An 18277-nucleotide genomic window follows, 5' to 3' on the forward strand; every position below is an offset into this window, starting at 1 on the left:
CCTACGAAGATTGGGTTTCGTCACCACGGGATCCGTGGCCGTGGCCGTGTCCGTGCTCGTGTCCGTGGTTGTGCCCGCACTCGTCGCATTCGTGGTCGTGCTCATGCTCGCGCTCGTCACATTCGTGCTCGTCCTCCTTGCCACGCCCGCAGATGCGTTCGTATCGCGCGAGGATCTCTTTGACGGTGTTGGCCGCCAGGTCGTCGCAGCGCTTCTTCCTGGCCTCTGCGTGGCAGGTGCGGATCGCGTCCTGGCCGGCCATGATCGCCACGGCGTCGGCCGCCTTGGTCCAGCAGACGAGCGCAGAACACAACTCGTCGGCGTACTCGCCGTAGCTGTCGAACCCGTTCCATATTTTCTTGATCTGATGTCGAGTCATCAGGGCGTGGGCGTACACCTCTTTGATGTCCGTCGTGGCGTCCTCACCGTGGTACCCGGTATCGACCTTGGAGACTTCGGCTTTCGCGTCCGCGACGCGTTTGGCGAGGTCGGCGGGTTCGGTGGAGAGTTTGTCGAAGTAGGCGTGCGCGCGAACCAGGTCGTCTTCGTATTTCTTCTTGAGATGCTGGAACTCGCAGTCATCGAGGTCGCAGGTGTCGGTGTCGAATTCGCAGTTGCGCTCCGGCTCCGCCGTCGCGCATTGGCACAGTCGTTCACGTATCCACTCGTACGCTTCGTCAAGACAGTCGGGGACATGGCTCTGCTTGAACTTGCACCGGATCCTCTCGACCAGGGAACAGATCTCATGTTCGAGGTCGTGGATATCGTGTGAGTAGAGCTGTCGGGCGTCTCGGTAGTCGCGGCGTGTCTTGTCGAACGAGTCCTGCGCGGCAGTGACTGCCGGCTGATTCTCGGCGTTCGACTTCGCCTGTGCGGCAATGCCGGCAGGTTTGCATTTCAGGCGGTTGATCAATTTCGGTTCACAACCACCGTCGTCACCGCATGGTGTGCAGGGCTCGGGCTGGTCGCACGGGTCGGGCTGGTCGGTGGTCATTCGCACTCCTTGGTCGCCTTGTGGCGGCCATCGTCCGTCTCCGTGTGTCACGCCAGCGTCGCGGTTGACGGCGCTCGACGACTTCCGCGACGGCGCCGTGACGCAACGTGGACAACCATGGCCCGGTGGCTGGTTACCGTGCGATCGCTGCCGTCGGCAGAAGCGTCGTCGACCTGATGAACCGCCGGATCGGGGAACTGCTCCCGCCGGGGCCCAAGCCGCGCGTCGTGCTCGCCGGAACCAGCGACTTCGACAAGGTGGAGAGCAGCCCCACCGCGGTGATCCGGTACCCCGCCATCTCCGTCTACTTCTACCGCGTGGTCGTGGACAGGGAGACCAGGGCCGGGTGGTCAGCGGTCGCGAATGTCGATGGGATCCCTCGAATTCCGCTACGCCTGTACTTCCTGGTGGCCGCGTGGGACATCGCGGTCGAGAACGAGCTGGAGTACCTGGGTGCGGCTGCCCAGATCCTGGAGACCGAACCCATCCTCACCGGTCCGCTGCTGCACCCCTCGGGTGACTGGGAGGACGGCGACGCGATCCAGGTGGTCTTCGATGAGCTGGGCCAGGATTCCATGAGTGAGGCCTTCCAGGCGCTGACCACCGAGTACCGCTTGTCGCTGCCGTACCTGGCCCGGGTGGTCCGGATCGATGGTCGCCAGGAGACGACGGCCGAGCCCGTGGCACTGGTCGCAGCACACACCGAGGTGACGCCGTGATCATCAAGACGGCCTTCGGTGAAGCGCGGGTACTGCATCGGTTGGCGCTGGCGGTCGATTGTGCTGACGCGGTGACGCACAGCCCGCTGGGCACTCAGGTGCGCATCGGCGCAGAGGTTGCGCCCCGCCTGCGGACCTATCCCGACGACGTGACCTGGCCCTGCGCTGACCTGCTCCAGCACGGACTCGGGCGGGCGACCCGGCTGCACCGTCCACCGATGCCCGCGAACATCACGGTGCGAATCGCCGACCCGACCCGTCGATACGTGCCGCGCCGGCTCACGACACCGTTGCGCACCGACGCTGACATCACGGCCTCCGACAACGGAACCGGGCCCTATATCCCCGTCGGATCCCGCGAGCTGCGGCCCTGGCTGAGCCCCGGCTCGGCATACCAGATGCCGCGGTCCACCACCGCCATCCGCGGCCGCGTGATGCGGGGCGCGACGGCGGCGCGGTGGCCGCGCATCACCGCGATCGGTCCGGGCGGACAGGCGGTGGGCTGGGCACATGGCGACGACCGCGGCGAGTTCGTCCTTGTCATCGTTTCCACCGGTTCCCTCCATCCACCGGCACCCAGCACACTGGCCGTCACGCTGGTCGTGACCGCGCCGGCCAATCCGCCTACGGTGACCGAAGACCCGTTGGCCGACCTGGTGGTCGAAACCGTGCCACAGTCTCAGGTTCCCCCCGTGGCATCCGATCTGAACAGCCCGCTGTTGCAGGGCCGTACCACCCCGCCGGGCTACATCACGTCGGCGACGCCGACGAACGTGACCGTGCCCGTCGGCATCACCACCCAATTGCCCACAGCCGTTCCGTTCACTGTGTGACCCAGCCAAAGGAGAACCGATGCCCGAGTACCTGACTCCCGGTGTGTATGTCGAGGAGACGAGCTTCCGGTCGAAATCTATTGAAGGTGTGCCGACGAGCACCTTCGGCATGGCCGGGGTGGCCCGCTACGGGCCGGTGCCCTACGTGCGCACCGCCGGCGGCCAGCAGCAAGCGCTGGTGCCGAAACCGGTTCTGGTGACCAGCTTTACCGAGTATGAGCGGGCGTTCGGCGGACTCGGCGACGACGGACAACTGGGCGGAGACACCCTCTACCTGGCATACGCCGCCAGGGCGTTCTTCGACAACGGCGGTCAGCGGCTGTACGTGTCGCGGGTGTTCCCGTTCACCAATGCTTCGGGGTCCGCGATCGACGCCGATCCGGACTTCGCGTCCCTGGATTCCGGGGTCGCGGGGAAGTGGCGCGCCCGCTGGCCCGGCGCGGCCGGCGGCACGATCACCGTCAAGGTGGAGATCAAGCGCGGCAAGAACATCCGGACCACGGACGGTCAGGGAAACGTGGTGTTCCGCGGACTCAGCGGATCGGAGGTCGTGGAGACCTTCGCGGACGTCAGTGCCGTGCCGTCGGACAAGACGAAGACCGATCCCGTGGCCGGCAATGTGAAGATCTACACGCCGTTCCCCGACGGAAAGCCGGGATTCAGCACCACGCGTGGCGGTGCTCCGCAAGCGCCGGACGCCACCGTGCAGGCGGTGTGCCATCTGACCGCCACCGTGACGGTGCGAATGGGTGCGCGCACCGACATCTACGACGGTCTGGAACTCGGGTGGGACCACCGCCGGGCGATCCCGAAGGCTCTCGGTGTCGACAAACCGGTCGACGAGTACGCGCTGGTGTGGTTCGACGCGAAACTCGACACGCCGCCGGCGATAGGGGAATACACCGGTGCCATCAAGCACGATCCCGGCGCAATATTCACCGGCGGAAGTGACGGGACGGGTCTGGACGCCGGTGCGCTGAAAGGAGAACCGTCCGATCCGGACGATGCCGCCATCGCCGCAACGGGTTTGGCGGCGCTGGGCGAGATCGACGACATCGCGATCGTCGCGGTTCCCGATATCGCCGCACTCGACGACAGCCAGCGGAAGACCGCCGTCGACAACCTGATCGCACACTGCGAGGATCTGCGCTATCGGATCGCCATCGTCGATCCGCCCAACGGGAATCAATCGATCTCCCAGATCCGCGACTACCGTTCGCAGTTCGACACCACGTACGCGGCCTTGTACTACCCGTGGGTCGAGATCCCGGATCCGACGGCCCCGAACGATCCGTCGGCGCCACCCGCGGTCGTGGATCTACCGCCGTCGGGGTTCGCGGCCGGGATCTACGCGCGCAGCGACGTCGAACGCGGTGTGCACAAGGCGCCCGCCAACGAGGTGATCCTCGGCATCAACAAGTTTCTGTACAACGTGACCTACGACCGGCAGGCGGTGATCAACCCGGAAGGCATCAACGCGCTCAGATTCTTCCCCGGCCGCAGCAACCGGGTGTGGGGCGCCCGCACGATGTCCTCGGACCCGGAGTGGAAGTACGTCAACGTCCGGCGGTTGTTCATCTATCTGGAGCATTCGATCGACAAATCCACGCAGTGGGCGGTGTTCGAGCCGAACAACGAACGGCTGTGGGCCAATGTCCGTCAGACGATCGAGGACTTCCTGATCACCGTGTGGCGGACCGGTGCACTGATGGGCACCAAGCCGCAGGAAGCGTTCTTCGTGCGGTGCGACCGGACCACCATGACCCAGAACGACCTCGACAACGGCCGCTTGATCTGCCTGATCGGTGTCGCGCCGACGTATCCGGCCGAGTTCGTCATATTCCGCATCGGCCAGTGGACTGCCGACGCCAAGAGCAATTGACCCAACGAGTCTGAGGAGGTAGATGATGGCGACACGGCCCAATCCCTACGGTGCGTTCAACTTTCTGGTGCGCCTGGGTGACGACGGTACCGAGGGCAGCATCGCCGGAGGGTTCTCGGATGTCAGCGGTCTCGGCAACGAGATCAAGTTCTCCGAGTACCGCAACGGCAACGACAAGTTCAACCATGTGCGCAAGGTGCCCAACGTCAACAGCACCGACGACGTGACGCTCAAGCGCGGGGTGATCGGCGATCTTCGATTGTTCACCTGGCTGCAGGAGACCCGCGACGGCGCCTACGAACCGCGGACGGTGACCATCTCACTGCTCGACGAGGCCCGCAACGAGGTGTGCAGCTGGGTGCTCTCGGCCGCGCAGCCGAAGAAGTGGGTGGGCCCGACGCTGGCGGGCAAGGGCGGCGGCGAGGTGGCCATGGAGGAACTTCACCTCGTTGCCGAGCAGATCGACTTCAAATCGGCCTGACCGGAAACTGATTCACCATGACGACCGGACTGCAGCTCGGCGGGCCTGGCGTGTACATCCGGGCACAGCAGCCGGATACGAGGCCAGAGGTGGTGCGACTCGACGCGACCGGATTCGTCGGTCTGGCGCCGCGGGGGCCCGGCCACACCCCGGTCCGGGTGACCAGCTGGTCCGAGTACGTGCGGTGGTTCGGTGGGCTGCCCGATCCCGAACGGGGCGATACCCCAACCCAACTCGCGTACGCGGTGGATGCATTCTTCGGCCAGGGCGGACAGGTCGCGTGGGTGCTGCGGGTGGTGCCGTCACAGCCGGATCCGGCGACGGCGATATTTGAGTGCCCTTCCGCTGGCGCCGGGCGGCAGATTGCGGCTGCCAACGAGGGCAGCTGGGGAAACCATCTCGACATCACGCTCGCGTTCGCCGCCGGTGCCGCCGTCCCGATGACGGTCTGGCCGGACAATGCGGATGCAGCGATGTTGCTGCAACCGGTGGTGGACAACGCGGTACCGCTGTACTCATTGGTGCGGATTCGGCATCCGAAGCTGGCGCCGGCCGGCGAACTTCGCTGGCTGGTCGCGACGGCTGATGCGCTGACGGCAAGCGGGAGAAGCACCCGGTATGTGGTGGATCGTGAACTGCCGCTCCCGGCGGGAGAGCAGGTCGATATCGAAATCGTCACCGGCACACTGACAATCACCGACAACGGCCCGGACGGCCCCCGCGCCGAAGCATTCACCGAGCTCGGCCTGCACCCCGGTCATGCGCTGTTCATTCCCGTGGCCTTGCAGGATAATTCGGCGCTGGCGAGTGCTGGCGGGCTGATTGATGCGGTGTCACCAACCGACGGCCTCCTGCGAACCCTGAACTTCACGTTGGTGACCCGTGGCTGGGATCGATGGGAGCAGATCACCGCCGACAGCTTCTACGACGATGTGCCACCGGCCCGGCAGGATCCGGCTGACGACGACACCGATCACCGCGGCGTGGACCGGATGGGCCGAGTACCCGATATCGGCCTGCTGTGTGTTCCGGACCTGTCGTGGGTGTGGCGAGGCCAGCCCGATCAGCTGGTGGTCGCGGGGAAGCCGGACACGGGCGGTGAGTTCGTCCGGTGTTGCCGAACCGGCACGGCAGACTTGAATCTCACCGCCGTACAGCAACCGGCGGCGCAGCTCGATCCGAACGACCCCGCCGACTTCGAGGCGATCGTCACCCGACAACAACGGGTCGTCGAGGTAGCCGGCCTGCGGAAGCGATTCGTGGCCCTACTCGATGTCCCGTTCGGTATGAAGACGTCCGACATCGCCAAATGGCGCTGGGCGTTCGATTCCAGTTATGCGGCGTGCTACCACCCGTGGCTGGCGATGGCCGCTGCGACGTCGGGGGGCAGCCCGGTGTTCGTCGGCTCCTCGGCGTTCGCGGCCGGGATCACCGCCAAGCGGGAACGGCTGTCCGGGGTACAGCGAGGACCCGCCAACGAGCTGGCATCCGACGCGGTCAATGTGTCCTCTGCCATGACCGACACCGCAGCCGCCGACCTTTTCAGAATGTCGGTCAACGTCTTTCGTCCCGAACGTGATGGATTCCGGCTCGCCTCGGCGCGGACGTTGTCCTTCGATCCGGAGTACCGCCAACTCAATGTGCGGCGGTTGATGACGGTGTTGGCGCTGACCTTGCAGCGGGTCGGCGAGAATCTGGTGTTCGAGCCGGGAACCCTGGCGCTGCGCACCGCGGTGCAGCAGGCGGTGGTGAGCATGCTGCGGGACTTCTTCCGGCGAGGTGCGTTCGCGGGCGCCACGGAAGCCGAGTCGTTCTTCGTCCGATGTGATGACTCGGTCAATGACGAACGGACTCGGGCGCTGGGTCAGCTGATCACCGAGGTGGGTGTCGCACCGGCCGCGCCGCTCGAGTTCATCGTGGTGCGCCTGATCCAGGGCGTCGACGGGACATCGGTGGTGAGCGTCGGTGGATGAGACCAGTGAGCTTCTCCAAGCCTTCAACTTCGAGGTGACCTTCACCGCGGTAGATGGCCGATCTGGTCCGCTCAACGGTTATACGGGGGCCTTCGCAGAATGCAGTGGCCTCGAACTCGAGGCGGAGATCAAGGATTACAACGAGGGCGGATTCAATGACGGCGTGATCCGTCGGGTGGGACGGGTCAAGCTGGTACCGCTTGTGCTCAAACGGGGCATGTTCGTCGTAGGCACACCGGGCGAGGATGGCACCGCCGACAGCAGCATGTGGGACTGGATCAGCGGCATGGTCGGCGGCCGGCTACCCATCCCGCGCTATAACGGCGTTGTCGCAGTACGAGATCCGTCACGCAAGCGCATCGTCGCGAAATGGTCGTTCGATCGGGGCCTGCCGAGCAAGGTGACGGGTCCGGCGCTGAACGCCAAGACCGGCGAAGTCGCGATCGAGGAACTGCACATCGTGCATCAAGGTCTCAGGTTGGGGGATTGACATGGGTGTCTTGAAGAAGGCGACGATCTGTCAGGTCTACGACAAGAAGACCGGACCTCCGCCTGCCGGAGCACAAACCGCCCCGATCGAGGTGCAGTTCAATCCGACGACGTTGAAACTGCAGTACACCAACGAGTCGACCGGTGGAGCCACCACGAAGGCGCCGAACCGGCAGAACGCGGCACAAGGTAACGCCGTGCTATCGCTGGATCTGGAGTACGACACCGCTGAGGGCGACGAGAACGGCCAGCCCCTCGATGTTCGGGAAAAGACGAAACACATCGTCGCTCTGGTACGCCCCCCGAAGGGATCCAAGGGCGCGCCACCGCCCCGCATCAAATTCGTCTGGGGCAAGCTGAGTTTCGAAGGCAATGTCACCAGCCTCACCGAAGATCTCGACTACTTCGACGATCAAGGACGGGCACTGCGTTGCAAGCTGAGCTTGTCGATCAAAGAGCAGGATCTCCGGTTGCAGCTCTCGCCGGCCGACGCTGATGCCGAGGCCGCGACCAAGCCCGGGCAGAACACCACGAACGGCACGCCTGGGTCCGCGCCGACCAAGAGGCCGGTCCAGACGACGCCGGCCAAAGCGGGTGAGAGCGTGCAGCAGGCGCTGACCCGGCTCAACGCCGACCCGGCAACGTGGCGGACGGCGATGGCCGGATTGACGAGCCCACTGGCGCTGTCCGCCGGTGCCCAACTGCAACTCGGCGCCGATGTGTCGGTGGGCGCCGGCCTTTCGGGCGGCGTCGATGCGGCGGTATCCGTCGACGCAACCGGAGCGGTCGGGGCCGGCGCGGAGGTATCGGCCGGATTCAGCCTCTCCGCCGCGGGCGGCATCGCACAAGCGGTCAACGTGCAGGCGTCGGCGAATGCCGATGCCGGCGTTGTCCGCGCACGTGCCGGTTTTGCCGTGCCGGCGCCTGCCACGGTGTCGGCGGGGGCGTCCCTGGATCTTGATCGTCGCGCTCAGACCTATGGCTGGTCGGTGCCGCTCAAGCCCCAGGTCAGGATTTGGACAGCGTAATGACCGTGCATGTCAACGAGATTCATACCGACGTGAGCGCCTCGTCGTCCGGTGGCGGACCGGCCGCGGGTGCGGCGCAGGGCGGCGGCCGATCCAGCGATGACGTCTGGCACGAGTCTCGGGACCGTGCCGACTGGCTGGCACTTCGGGTACGGGCGGAGGCGTTCAGTGACTGAACCTGCGATCAGCTTCGGCACCCCGGTGTTCACGGTGAAGGGCGAACCGGTCCCTGACCTGGCGCGTGACTGCGTCAAGATGGAGATCGACGAGGGTGTCGAAGGACTCAAGACGTTGCGGCTGTACCTGAATGCCGCCGGACCGGGTGCTCCTGGGCCGCCCGAAAAAATGCAGTACCTGGATGGCCGGCAGGTCGATTTCGGGGTGGCGCTCCAGGTGGCGATAGGGCCCCGTAGTGGTCAACGCGTCGCGTTCGACGGGGTTATTTCGGCGATCGAGGCCGTCTTCGCCGATGCCCAACCACCTTTGGTGGTGGTCAGTGCCGAGGACATGTTCATGCGCTTGCGGATGACCCGACGCTCGCACACCTACACCGACGCGACCGATGCCGACATCGTCGATGAGATCGCCCGGTTCCACGGGTTGCGGGCCGAGGTCGATGCCGACGGACCCCGCTACGACGTGGTGCAGCAGTTGAATCAGAGTGATCTCGCGTTCCTGCGTGAGCGGGCCCGACTGACCCGAGCCGAGCTGTGGTGTGACGGCAACGTGCTGCACTACGCGTCCCGGACCAGGCGAAACGGCACCAAGCTGACGCTGGTCCAGAGCAACGAGCTGCTCGGGATCCGGCTCTGTGCCGATCTGGCACACCAGCGCACCGAGGTGGTGGTGACCGGCTATGACGCCCGGACCGCCGAGACCATCGAGGAGAGAGCGGATTCCGCCGTGGTGGCTGCCGAGGCCGCACCCGGTCGGGTGGGCCCCGATGCGCTGGAGAAGGCGCTCGGCGCAAGTGTGTCGCTGCGGGTCCGCGAAGTGGCGTTGAACTCGGCGGAGGCCGCCGCGTATGCCAAGGCCGAAATGCTGAGGCGGGCGCGGGGCTTTGTCACGGTGATGGGCACGACCCGCGGGACACCCGATATGACGGTCGGCAGCATCCTCGATCTGCGCGCCGTCGGTACCGCCTTCGAGGGCGGTGGCTACTACGTGACGCGGGTACAACACACCTTCGACCTGGAACGCGGCCTGCGCACCCATTTCGAGGCCGAACGGTCCACCGTCAACCTGGCGTGATGCGGCGACGCTGTGGTGACGCGGCCGGGCGATCATCGACGGTAATGCGCGTGTAGTCGAGAAGAGGTGGGACAGTGGCGCTTCCGATGCCCGACGACGGTATGGCGCCGGGTTACTTCGGTGTCTACCCGGCGATCGTCACCGATATTGTGGACGATGACCAGTTGGGTCGGATCCAGGTTCGATTCCCGACGCTGGGGCACGCCGGCGATCGTGACGTGCGGGCCTGGGCGACCTTGTGCTCGCCGTACGCCGACGACGATCAGGGCTTGCAGGTACTGCCCGAAGTCGGCAGTCAGGTGGTCGTCGCGTTCGAGGCGGGCAACTTCCGCCGGCCCTACATCATCGGCGCGGCCTGGCACGGCAAGGCCGCCGAACCCAGAAAACCTGCCAGGGCGAACGACATCAGGGTTCTGCGATCCCGCCGCGGCAGTGAACTGGAATTCGACGATCAGGCCGGTGCGGAGAAGGTCAGCATCACGATGGAGAGCGGGCACAAGGTCGTGCTCGACAACTCCGCCGGCGACATCACCATCCGCCACCAGAACGGCAGCAGCATCGTGCTCGATCGGGTCGGCAACGTGTCTGTACACGCCAATGTGATGGTGAAGGTGGATGCACCCCAGGTGCTGGTCGACACCGCAACGGCGACCTTCACCAACACCATCGTGTGCCAGACGATCACCGCAGGTGCGTTCGTCATCTCACCGGCATACACCCCGGGCGTGGGAAACCTGCTGTGACCGCCGAGGCCGGGTTCCAGATTCGGGCGCCCTGGTATGTCCGCGAGTCCGGAGCCTTCGGGCTGCGCGATGCCAGGTCACTACGGCCCAGCATCCAGATGTATTCCGGCAGTGACTTCGTCGACCACATCATGGCGGACGCCTCGGTCTATCTGACCCCGAAACCTGAGGACTACTGGGGATATCCCGTTCCGGTGAGCCCGTTCGGGACGGGACGTTCGCGGTTGTCCACCTACAAGATGATGCGCACCAAACTGCGCAAGCTTTTCCAGCCCAATCACGATCGCTTCTACGCCGTCACCGTCGAGGTGTTCTGCGATCAACCCGGCCTGCCGCGGGCGGGCGGGCACGACGACATTCAGGTGTCGTTTGCGATGCGCCGCCAGGTCGTGTCCTTTGCCGACGACGGCAAGTCGGTGCGCAAACTGGCCGCCGCACTTGTCAGTTCAGCGGCCAAGGTGGCGATCACCCCCGACATGGAAGATCCCGACCTGCGCGAGGTGTGGTGGAGTGACAAGGCGGCCGGCGAATTCGCGGCGCAGAACCGACTGCTCATCGATGCGGTCACGCCGCAATCAGATCGGGAAGCCTGGGTGAAAACCGGGCAGTCGGGGGAGTGGAAGCCGTGTGACGGCAAGGGGCCGATTCCCGATGAGCAGACCTTCACCATGTGGCGGCTGCCGGCGCGCAAGGACGATTGTGCGGCGGCCGGGACCCGGTCCCTGTGGTTCGGCATCATCCCGACGTACTCGTCAGACCACGGAACGAGCAACGACGGCAAGGACTTCGGGCCGAAACTCGATGAGCACGGCATCTACGAGATCGTCGCGTTCGTTACCCAGAAATCGGCGCGGGGTCACGAGCACTGTCCACCGAAAGTATGGTTCAGCGCACCCAGCGAGCCATTCCGGTTGGCGGCACCCATGGACCCGGACGGCACCAAGAACCGGGTCATCTCGATTACGGTGCCCGATTTTCGTGCGCTGGCGGCACGTGCCGGACAACCGATGGGGCCCGGCGGTTTACGGATCTCGACGCCGCCACGGTCGCAGATGGTGTTCAATCCGCTCGGCGGGATCCCCAAGCCGAAACAGGGAAACATCGGAGCCGGTGGCGGGATCTGCTTCTTCGCGTTCGAGCTGTTCTTTATCGTTGCGCTGTTCCTGTTCCTGATGTTCATGCCGATCATCGTGTTCGCGTTCCAGCTGTGGTGGATGCTGGCGCTGCGGTTCTGTATCCCCCCGTCGATATCGTTCAGTGCGCTGGCAACGGCCGCAGCGAAGGGTGAGTTGGACATCGCTGCCAACGCCGACTTGCGATTCCAGGTCGAGCTGGCGTTCGGGGCCGGTTTCATCGACGAGGCCGGCACGAAGAGCACTGGTTGGTACGACGCCTTCAAGGAGGCGAAGCCTGCTGGTACCGAGCGGAATACGTTGGTCAGTGATGTCGCACTGGCGGCCGATCCCGCCGCCGGGGTCATCGAGCCTCCCGCGCCGCCGGGGACCGACTCCCTCAAGGACCCGTTGTGTGGTCGGTGAGTGGTGACCGCCGCCCACCTGACAGCGCTCCACCACGACAAGCCGGCGTCGATTCACTCGCTGGTTCGGCCCCACGGGCCGACCGGTCGAGCGCCCTCGCGCACGATGTCGCGCACGTCGTTCCGCAGCCATCGCACGGGCGTTCGGCCACCGAGATCGAGGCTGACGCGATAGCCGACCGGGTTGTGCAACCGGACGCGTCCCGCCAGACGAGTGCTTCGCTCGGTCCGGTGCTCGAGTCGGTACGAGCGGTCACCGGTGTCGACATCGGGAACACGCGACTGCATGACGCGCCGCATCTCACCCGAACTCTGCGGGTTCAGGCGTTCACCCGCGGCTCGGACATCTTCACCGGCGGCCGCGCCAGTGGGCGCGTGCTTGCGCATGAAGCCGCCCACGTGGCACAACAGGTGGGGCGCGGAGTGCGCAGGGTCGACGGGTGGTCGGACCCCACCATCTCGACGCTGACCGCGCCGGAAGTGGCAGGTTGGACCGATGCCCAGGTGCGCGAAGGGCTGGCGTTGATCCTCGACCAGATCGCACCGGTGAATCGCAGTGTGCCGGAAGGGGACCCGGATACCGAGCACGAGAACCTCCGCCTGCTGGTCGTCGCCGCGATCACCCGCCAGATCGGTATCTCGGATGATCTCCTGGCCCGCTTGCCGGTGCTCTACGGCCCGCCGACCGCGAACGTCGCCGAGATCCTCGCCCGTATCGATTTCCTCGGTGCGATGCTGAACGTCGGATTTCCCACCGAGGCGAAGACCGTCGCGGGCCGGCTCAACGACTATCGTCAGCTTCTCCCGTGGCTCGACACCCCGGGCCTGCAGCAGGCCAGAAGCGACGTCGACGCCAGTGCCGTGGCGGTCGAGACGGCGGCGCGGATACACAGGCTCGCAGTCGATCCCGGTGGCGGCAATGCGTCATTCTCCGCCTCCGTGGTGGCAGTGAACGGTGCCATCACCCGGATGATCGGCGGAATTCTGACGCCGCAACTGTCCACATTGGTTGCGGACGTGGAGACCGCCCGTGACGCCTGGCTGGAACAGATCGCGGACTCGTTCGCCAGGACGATCAACGAGGTGAGCCAAAAGATCTCCACACCAATCGATCCCGAGGGATACGGCAAGTTCTCCACGGGGCTGCGGTACAACGCCGTCCGCCCGCAACGGGACACCATCGCGGACCTGGAATCTGAGCGGGACACCGTGACGGCGGGGCTCGAGAAACTGGTCACCGACCACCCGTCGCCGTCGGCACCGCTCGAAGAGCGGCTGGGCTATGTCGTGACGAAAGGGCCCCTTCTCGATGACCTGTGCGCACGCGCGGAGAACATCCTGATGGGCGTTGCTCTGTGCGAGCAGGGTGAGGTGCTGGCCGAGGCGATGTGGGAGACCGATGGGGATTTCAAGTCGGTCACCGTCATGACGAAGTTGTCCGCAGCGCTGTTCAATCTGGTCCGGCGCGGCCACGGCGCCGCAGACCGGGCCGAGGTCCGCCGGCAGGCCGAGGAGGCCTTCGCCGGGGCGGGCGATCGTGCCGATACCCTGCGCTTTGCCCAACGGATGGTGGTCTGGATCGCCAATATCGGTGCGACCTTGCTGGGGATCGGTGCGATGCGTGCGGTGATGGCGGTTCCGGCGATCGCGGGGCTCGGCCGGACCGGTGCGACGATCATCGGTTCGCTGGCATTCACCGGTACGCGGTTGGCGATCACGGCCAATCAGGGGCGTCCGGTCACCCTCGGCGGACTCCTAGAGGACGCAGCCAAGGACTACCTCCTGCTGCGTCTGCTCGGCGGGGTGGATGCCCGTATCGCGGCACGGGTCGGCGATGCGGGGCTGCTCGCCGGCGCCGCACGACTCGGCGGTACCTACGGCACTCTGGTCGGTTGGACGCTGACGTGGAATGCGCTGCAGCCCGGCACCCCTGGTCCAACGGGCGCGAAAACAGCGTCGACCGGTGAGGTGCTGGTCCATACCGGGGTCGACCTGGCGCTGTTCATGATCGTTGAAGCGTTGGTGCGCGCCCCGGTGCTGCCCGCCGGGGAGAACGCAATTCAGCGCGATGCCGCCGCATCCAAACAAGCTCGCCTGGAATGGGAGTCGTTGCGCAAACAGCTGCAGGCCGGCGGCGAAGCGCTTCGGAAGTGGCTGAATGGGCCGCGTGACAACGTCGCGGCCGGCGACAAGTCCATCGTCGGGGTGGTCGAGCTGCTCGGCCGCACCAAAGGTCTGCACGCGCGGTTCGCCGAACTCGGTGAGATCACGGCTGCGCAGCGGGCCCAGCTCGACGGCCATGCCGACGCGATGTTGGAAACCGTGCGCAATGCCCGTGACGAGGTACGGATGGACGTGCGCAGTGCCGGTCCCGAGAGCTGGTCCTACCGAGGATCGGCCGAGAACATCGAGGCATACCTCGAGCGTCTGAGAACGCAGGGCAGACTGACCGAGGTCACGCCCGCAGGTAACAACATCTTCTCGGTCCGTGACTCCGACGGCACGATTCAGTGGTTCTTCCCTGCCGGGACAGGGCCGCCGGTGGTTTTCGACGCAGTCGCCGACGCTGTGAAAGTCTCCGCGCCCGATGTGCCCGACGTGATCCGCGGCAAGGCGATCACGCATCTGCGCGGCGCGAAGTGGGGCGACCTCGGTACCTTCGCCGGTAGCTTGCGGCCCGGACGTGGCTCAGGCTTCGTCGGGTGGGCCGCGCGCGCCGACGCGGGCCGGGCGTTGGCCGACAACAAGCTGCCGATGCCCGTTGTCCGGGTGCTGGCTGAAGGGCCGCCCCAGCAGCTGGCTCCGATTGCGCGCGGTGACGCCACCGTCCTGCCCGAGTGGTATCGGCAGTGGAGTTCCGTGCATCCCGATAAGCCGGCGCAGGAATTCGTCACGGCCATGACGGACATGATCGCGTGGCGGGGCAGCCTGGAGGGGCTCAGCACGTGGGAGATCGGCAGCGTGATGAGCCGTCGTGAATACGCGATCGTCCCGCACGAGCTCGCGCTCACGCCACCGGCGGCCAGCATGGGGGTGCCGGGCGCCAAGACCTCGGTGTACACGCCGGATATCTTGGGACAGTTGAAGAACGAGGCGGTCGCGGGCGCGCAGTACCACGATGCCATGCGCTATGACGCACATTTCGTCGTGGAGATCGTGGACGGCCGGATAGCGCGCTTGTTCGAGATCAAGCCCGACGGCACCATCGTCCGTCGCGTTCCCGTGGCCGAACACCTGGCGACACTGCGCGACATCCTGGGCAAGGTCGAGGCGACCCGGGACGAAGCGTCAGCCCGAACCGAGCTGGCCCGGTCCGACCCGCTGCTCAAGGATCTTGATGCGTTACTGGATTTCCGCGAAGGCGTTCCGGCCAACGACATCCACCTGATGGACGCGCTTGCTCACCACCCGCTGAGAAATCCCAGCGGTCCGGCGCGGTCCGCGTTCGAGCCCACGGCCAAGCCTCGCAAACCCTCCGAAATCATTTCCGCGCTGAGCGATTTCGGTTTGGAGCCGCACGAGATCGTGAGCTTCGGGGGCGAGGACGCCTCCACCCTGGGGACCCGCTCGGCGGGACGAGTGGCACGGTTGGGCGAGCATTTCACCCCGGCCGATCTGAAGGCTCTGGGCAAGTTCCTCTGGGAATCCGACCTCGTGCTCAGCGACGCGATGGTCGATGCGTTGATCGGCAAGGTCGCGCCCGGTCGGCTGCCCTCAGCGTTGAAACACATCGAGATCGCGCTCGAGCATGCGGCCGCGACCGAGACCGCCTTCGATATGGAAGGCGCGCTCGGCGTTACGGAAACGGCACCGCGGTCACCGCGCGATGACGCCGGTGACTTCCGGCGGGAGCCCGCCTGGCGGGTCGCCGAGCGGGAACTCGGGCCCGTCCTGGAGGCGATGTTCGGTCCGGGATGGGTGACGGGCCGGATCCAGGCTCCCGGGGCACGGCCCGGCGAGACCCTGGGCAGCACGGTGCCCGAATACTATCGGCCTGATCCAAGTGGGCAGGGCGGCAGGTCTTTTGAAGTCAAGCGGTTCGATGTCGCCGAGCTCGGCATCGACCCCGATGGCCAGGTGACGGGTACACCGTCGCAACGGTCCACCGATGCGCTGGCCCGGGCCCGCCGGCAGGTCGAGGGGCGCCGCTGGGGCATGTCCGGATACGAGCAGAACATCGTCTTCAACGTGACAGGCCAAGGGATTCGGGACGTCGCCGCCGTCGGACGCCAGCTGCAGGCGCTGCTGGAGACATCGATGGTGCGCTACGACAACGTATACGTGCAGAACGGAAATCAGTTGGTGCAGATCCAGTAGTAGATAACGTTGCGGTGACGCGAGCTGAGGATCGTCCTTGGCGTGGACCGTGATCTCGGCAATGGCCGACGGCTCTCGGATGCCGAACGTCGCCTGCTCGGCGACGACAAGACCTTCGACGCCGACCGGGTCCGCCTGCACACGGGGCCTGAAGCCGCGGAATCGGCAGTCGCGCAAGGCGCATCGGCCTACGCATACGGTGACGACGTGGTGTTCGGCCCCGGCAAGTACCGACCGGGGACCCAGGAGGGGGACGGGCTGCTGCGCCACGAACTGGCGCACGTCGTCGCCCAATCACGGACCTCGGCGCCGCCGAAGATCGAGCGCGACGTCGATCCGCCGACATCGGGCGGCACGTGGACGAAGGACGAAGCGCAGGCGAACTTCACCATCGTCGCGATGAACCGCTTGATGGCGAGCAGCATGCACGCGGGTACGACGATTCTGGGACCCGGATTTGAATCCTGGTCGAATCCTTCGATATTCAAGATCCGCGCGCCGGAGACGCTGCGCCTGCACAACACCTTCTGGGTCGATCCCGGTGATGCCGTGTTCCCGAGTGATCAGTTCACGATCGCGATCACCAACGACATGACGTACACGGCCAAGGACGGGACGGTTCTCGCCGAAGCGCATTATCGCGACGACCATCCACGCTATGACGGTCACCGCACGGCACTCGATGTGTCACTCGGATCCAAGACTCCCGCGGCGAGGGACATGCCGATCCATCAACTCCAGATCGATCGGGCGGGAACATTGCAGTGGAGCGTCTACTTTGATTTCGGCACGACTGGCAAGTCCATCATCGTCGTCGCCGACTTCGAGATCGAAACGGACAGCCCGCCGCCTGCCGCCGGAGCGAGCCCGGCAGCGCCGGGAGGCGACGAGAAGCGGCCACCCTCCAGTAATCCGTTCCGGCCGTTACCCGCACCAACGCCCCAGAACACCGTCGGCCAGATCACAGTGCTGACCGAGTTGATCGAACGTGCCCAGGACGCAGCGACCAAAGATCGGCTGGTGCGGACGCTGCGTGACCTCCTCGCTTCCTTGCAGCCGGTTCTGCCCAAGGATGAAGCGAAGAAGATGATCGACGACGCCATACGGCGGTTCATCAACGACGGGATCAAGGACGGGTTGATGAAGATTCTGGAACTGGTCGTCGGTCGTTCCGCCACCCGGATGCCCGACGGCCCGCCGCCGACCGGACCCAATGTGCCGCAAGCTGATCTCGGTGAGCACAAGACGCCGCAGCTTACGTTCCCCCTCGACGTCATACCGAAGCCACGGACCAAGCTCGGATTCGAGTTCAAGGACATCCGTGGCGCGCAGGTGGGCTCGTTCATCAGATTCCACCTGGTGGTGCCGGCGGATTACGACAGCCTGGGAGACTGCGGGGCCAAACGGATCGTTGTCGTCCCCGCGGGAGCCACCGACGGTCCTCCGGTCACAGTCAAATCGCTGCCCGTGACGGCGAAAGGGCCTCTCGACGTGGAGATCCGCGCGCCGTCCGAGCCCGGCCGCTACGTGATGGAGGTGTGGGCAGGCATGAGGTGGGTTGACGAGTACACCGTCGATATCGCCCCGGCAACGCCCCGGTGACGCCCGGCCGCCGACACTGCACGCATGACCTCCAACGTGGCTGACGCGTGGCTCGGTACCGGCCTGAGTTTCCCCATGCGGCCCGAGAAGACGGGGCTGCTGCCGACGGTTGACGGCATGGATCTGGTTCGGCAGTCGATCGAGATGATCCTGAACACCGAGCCGGGGGAGCGGATCATGTTGCCCGACTTCGGGTGTGGTCTGCGCCGGTATCTGATGGAGACGAACTCGTTGATGACTCGTTCGGCGATGGAGAGCGATATCACCGCGGCACTGGAGAAGTGGGAGCCGCGGATTCGATTGACGAACGTTGCGGTGACGCCGGGTGAGGAACCTTCTCTGGTATGGATCGAGATCGCCTACGTACGGGTTGCCGACCGCAAGCCGGACAACCTGGTGTACCCGTTCTACCTGACCTAGGGGCGTCG

Annotated in this window: 15 protein-coding genes; 14 read left to right on the forward strand and 1 reads right to left on the reverse strand. The window is 65.7% G+C overall.

The genetic code is table 11. The annotated features are described in order from the left end of the window. Nucleotide 1: 1 nt before the first annotated feature. On the reverse strand, nucleotides 2-994 hold the full coding sequence (locus ACZYZ7_RS02925; protein ID WP_463740156.1) for a hypothetical protein: 993 nt from the start codon (nucleotides 992-994) through the stop codon (nucleotides 2-4). Between the two features lie 125 nt (nucleotides 995-1119). On the opposite strand from ACZYZ7_RS02925, the gene ACZYZ7_RS02930 reads away from it, so the two are divergent. From ACZYZ7_RS02930 to ACZYZ7_RS02995, 14 genes are all read left to right on the forward strand, one after another. Then, a complete protein-coding gene (locus ACZYZ7_RS02930; RefSeq protein WP_135453941.1) occupies nucleotides 1120-1713 on the forward strand; it encodes a Pvc16 family protein in 594 nt (197 codons plus the stop codon). Continuing rightward, the gene (locus tag ACZYZ7_RS02935; RefSeq protein WP_450069001.1) at nucleotides 1710-2546 is read left to right on the forward strand and encodes a hypothetical protein; all 837 of its coding nucleotides are present in this window, start codon (nucleotides 1710-1712) and stop codon (nucleotides 2544-2546) included. The genes ACZYZ7_RS02930 and ACZYZ7_RS02935 overlap by 4 nt, the downstream gene beginning before the upstream one ends. A gap of 19 nt (nucleotides 2547-2565) precedes the next feature. Beyond that, entirely contained in the window at nucleotides 2566-4428 is a 1863-nt protein-coding gene (locus tag ACZYZ7_RS02940; RefSeq protein ID WP_463740157.1) for a phage tail sheath family protein, read from the forward strand. Nucleotides 4429-4453: 25 nt separating this feature from the next. Next, a complete protein-coding gene (locus tag ACZYZ7_RS02945; RefSeq protein ID WP_135453944.1) occupies nucleotides 4454-4909 on the forward strand; it encodes a phage tail protein in 456 nt (151 codons plus the stop codon). Between the two features lie 17 nt (nucleotides 4910-4926). Beyond that, nucleotides 4927-6882: a hypothetical protein gene (locus tag ACZYZ7_RS02950; RefSeq protein ID WP_463740158.1), complete on the forward strand. Its 1956-nt coding sequence runs from the start codon at nucleotides 4927-4929 to the stop codon at nucleotides 6880-6882. Beyond that, nucleotides 6875-7372, forward strand: coding sequence for a phage tail protein (locus tag ACZYZ7_RS02955; RefSeq protein ID WP_135453946.1), 498 nt, complete (start codon nucleotides 6875-6877; stop codon nucleotides 7370-7372). Before ACZYZ7_RS02950 ends, ACZYZ7_RS02955 begins: the two co-directional genes overlap by 8 nt. A 1-nt stretch (nucleotide 7373) precedes the next feature. Continuing rightward, entirely contained in the window at nucleotides 7374-8399 is a 1026-nt protein-coding gene (locus ACZYZ7_RS02960; RefSeq protein WP_463740159.1) for a CIS tube protein, read from the forward strand. Beyond that, nucleotides 8399-8575 carry a hypothetical protein gene (locus ACZYZ7_RS02965; RefSeq protein ID WP_167857822.1) on the forward strand — a complete coding sequence of 59 codons (177 nt, stop codon included), beginning with the start codon at nucleotides 8399-8401 and terminating at the stop codon, nucleotides 8573-8575. The genes ACZYZ7_RS02960 and ACZYZ7_RS02965 overlap by 1 nt, the downstream gene beginning before the upstream one ends. Then, nucleotides 8568-9650, forward strand: a complete 1083-nt coding sequence (locus tag ACZYZ7_RS02970; protein WP_450069006.1) for a phage late control D family protein — start codon at nucleotides 8568-8570, stop codon at nucleotides 9648-9650. The genes ACZYZ7_RS02965 and ACZYZ7_RS02970 overlap by 8 nt, the downstream gene beginning before the upstream one ends. A 74-nt stretch (nucleotides 9651-9724) precedes the next feature. After that, on the forward strand, nucleotides 9725-10393 hold the full coding sequence (locus ACZYZ7_RS02975) for a phage baseplate assembly protein V (protein WP_450069007.1): 669 nt from the start codon (nucleotides 9725-9727) through the stop codon (nucleotides 10391-10393). Continuing rightward, entirely contained in the window at nucleotides 10390-11931 is a 1542-nt protein-coding gene (locus tag ACZYZ7_RS02980) for a hypothetical protein (protein WP_450069008.1), read from the forward strand. Before ACZYZ7_RS02975 ends, ACZYZ7_RS02980 begins: the two co-directional genes overlap by 4 nt. Before the next feature lie 230 nt (nucleotides 11932-12161). Further along, entirely contained in the window at nucleotides 12162-16247 is a 4086-nt protein-coding gene (locus ACZYZ7_RS02985) for an eCIS core domain-containing protein (RefSeq protein ID WP_463740160.1), read from the forward strand. 42 nt (nucleotides 16248-16289) lie between these two features. Further along, a complete protein-coding gene (locus tag ACZYZ7_RS02990; protein WP_463740161.1) occupies nucleotides 16290-17849 on the forward strand; it encodes an eCIS core domain-containing protein in 1560 nt (519 codons plus the stop codon). Nucleotides 17850-17873: 24 nt separating this feature from the next. Continuing rightward, on the forward strand, nucleotides 17874-18269 hold the full coding sequence (locus ACZYZ7_RS02995; protein WP_135453952.1) for a GPW/gp25 family protein: 396 nt from the start codon (nucleotides 17874-17876) through the stop codon (nucleotides 18267-18269). The last annotated feature ends 8 nt before the right edge of the window (nucleotides 18270-18277 follow it).

Source organism: Mycobacterium sp. IDUB_17, from assembly GCF_055419465.1.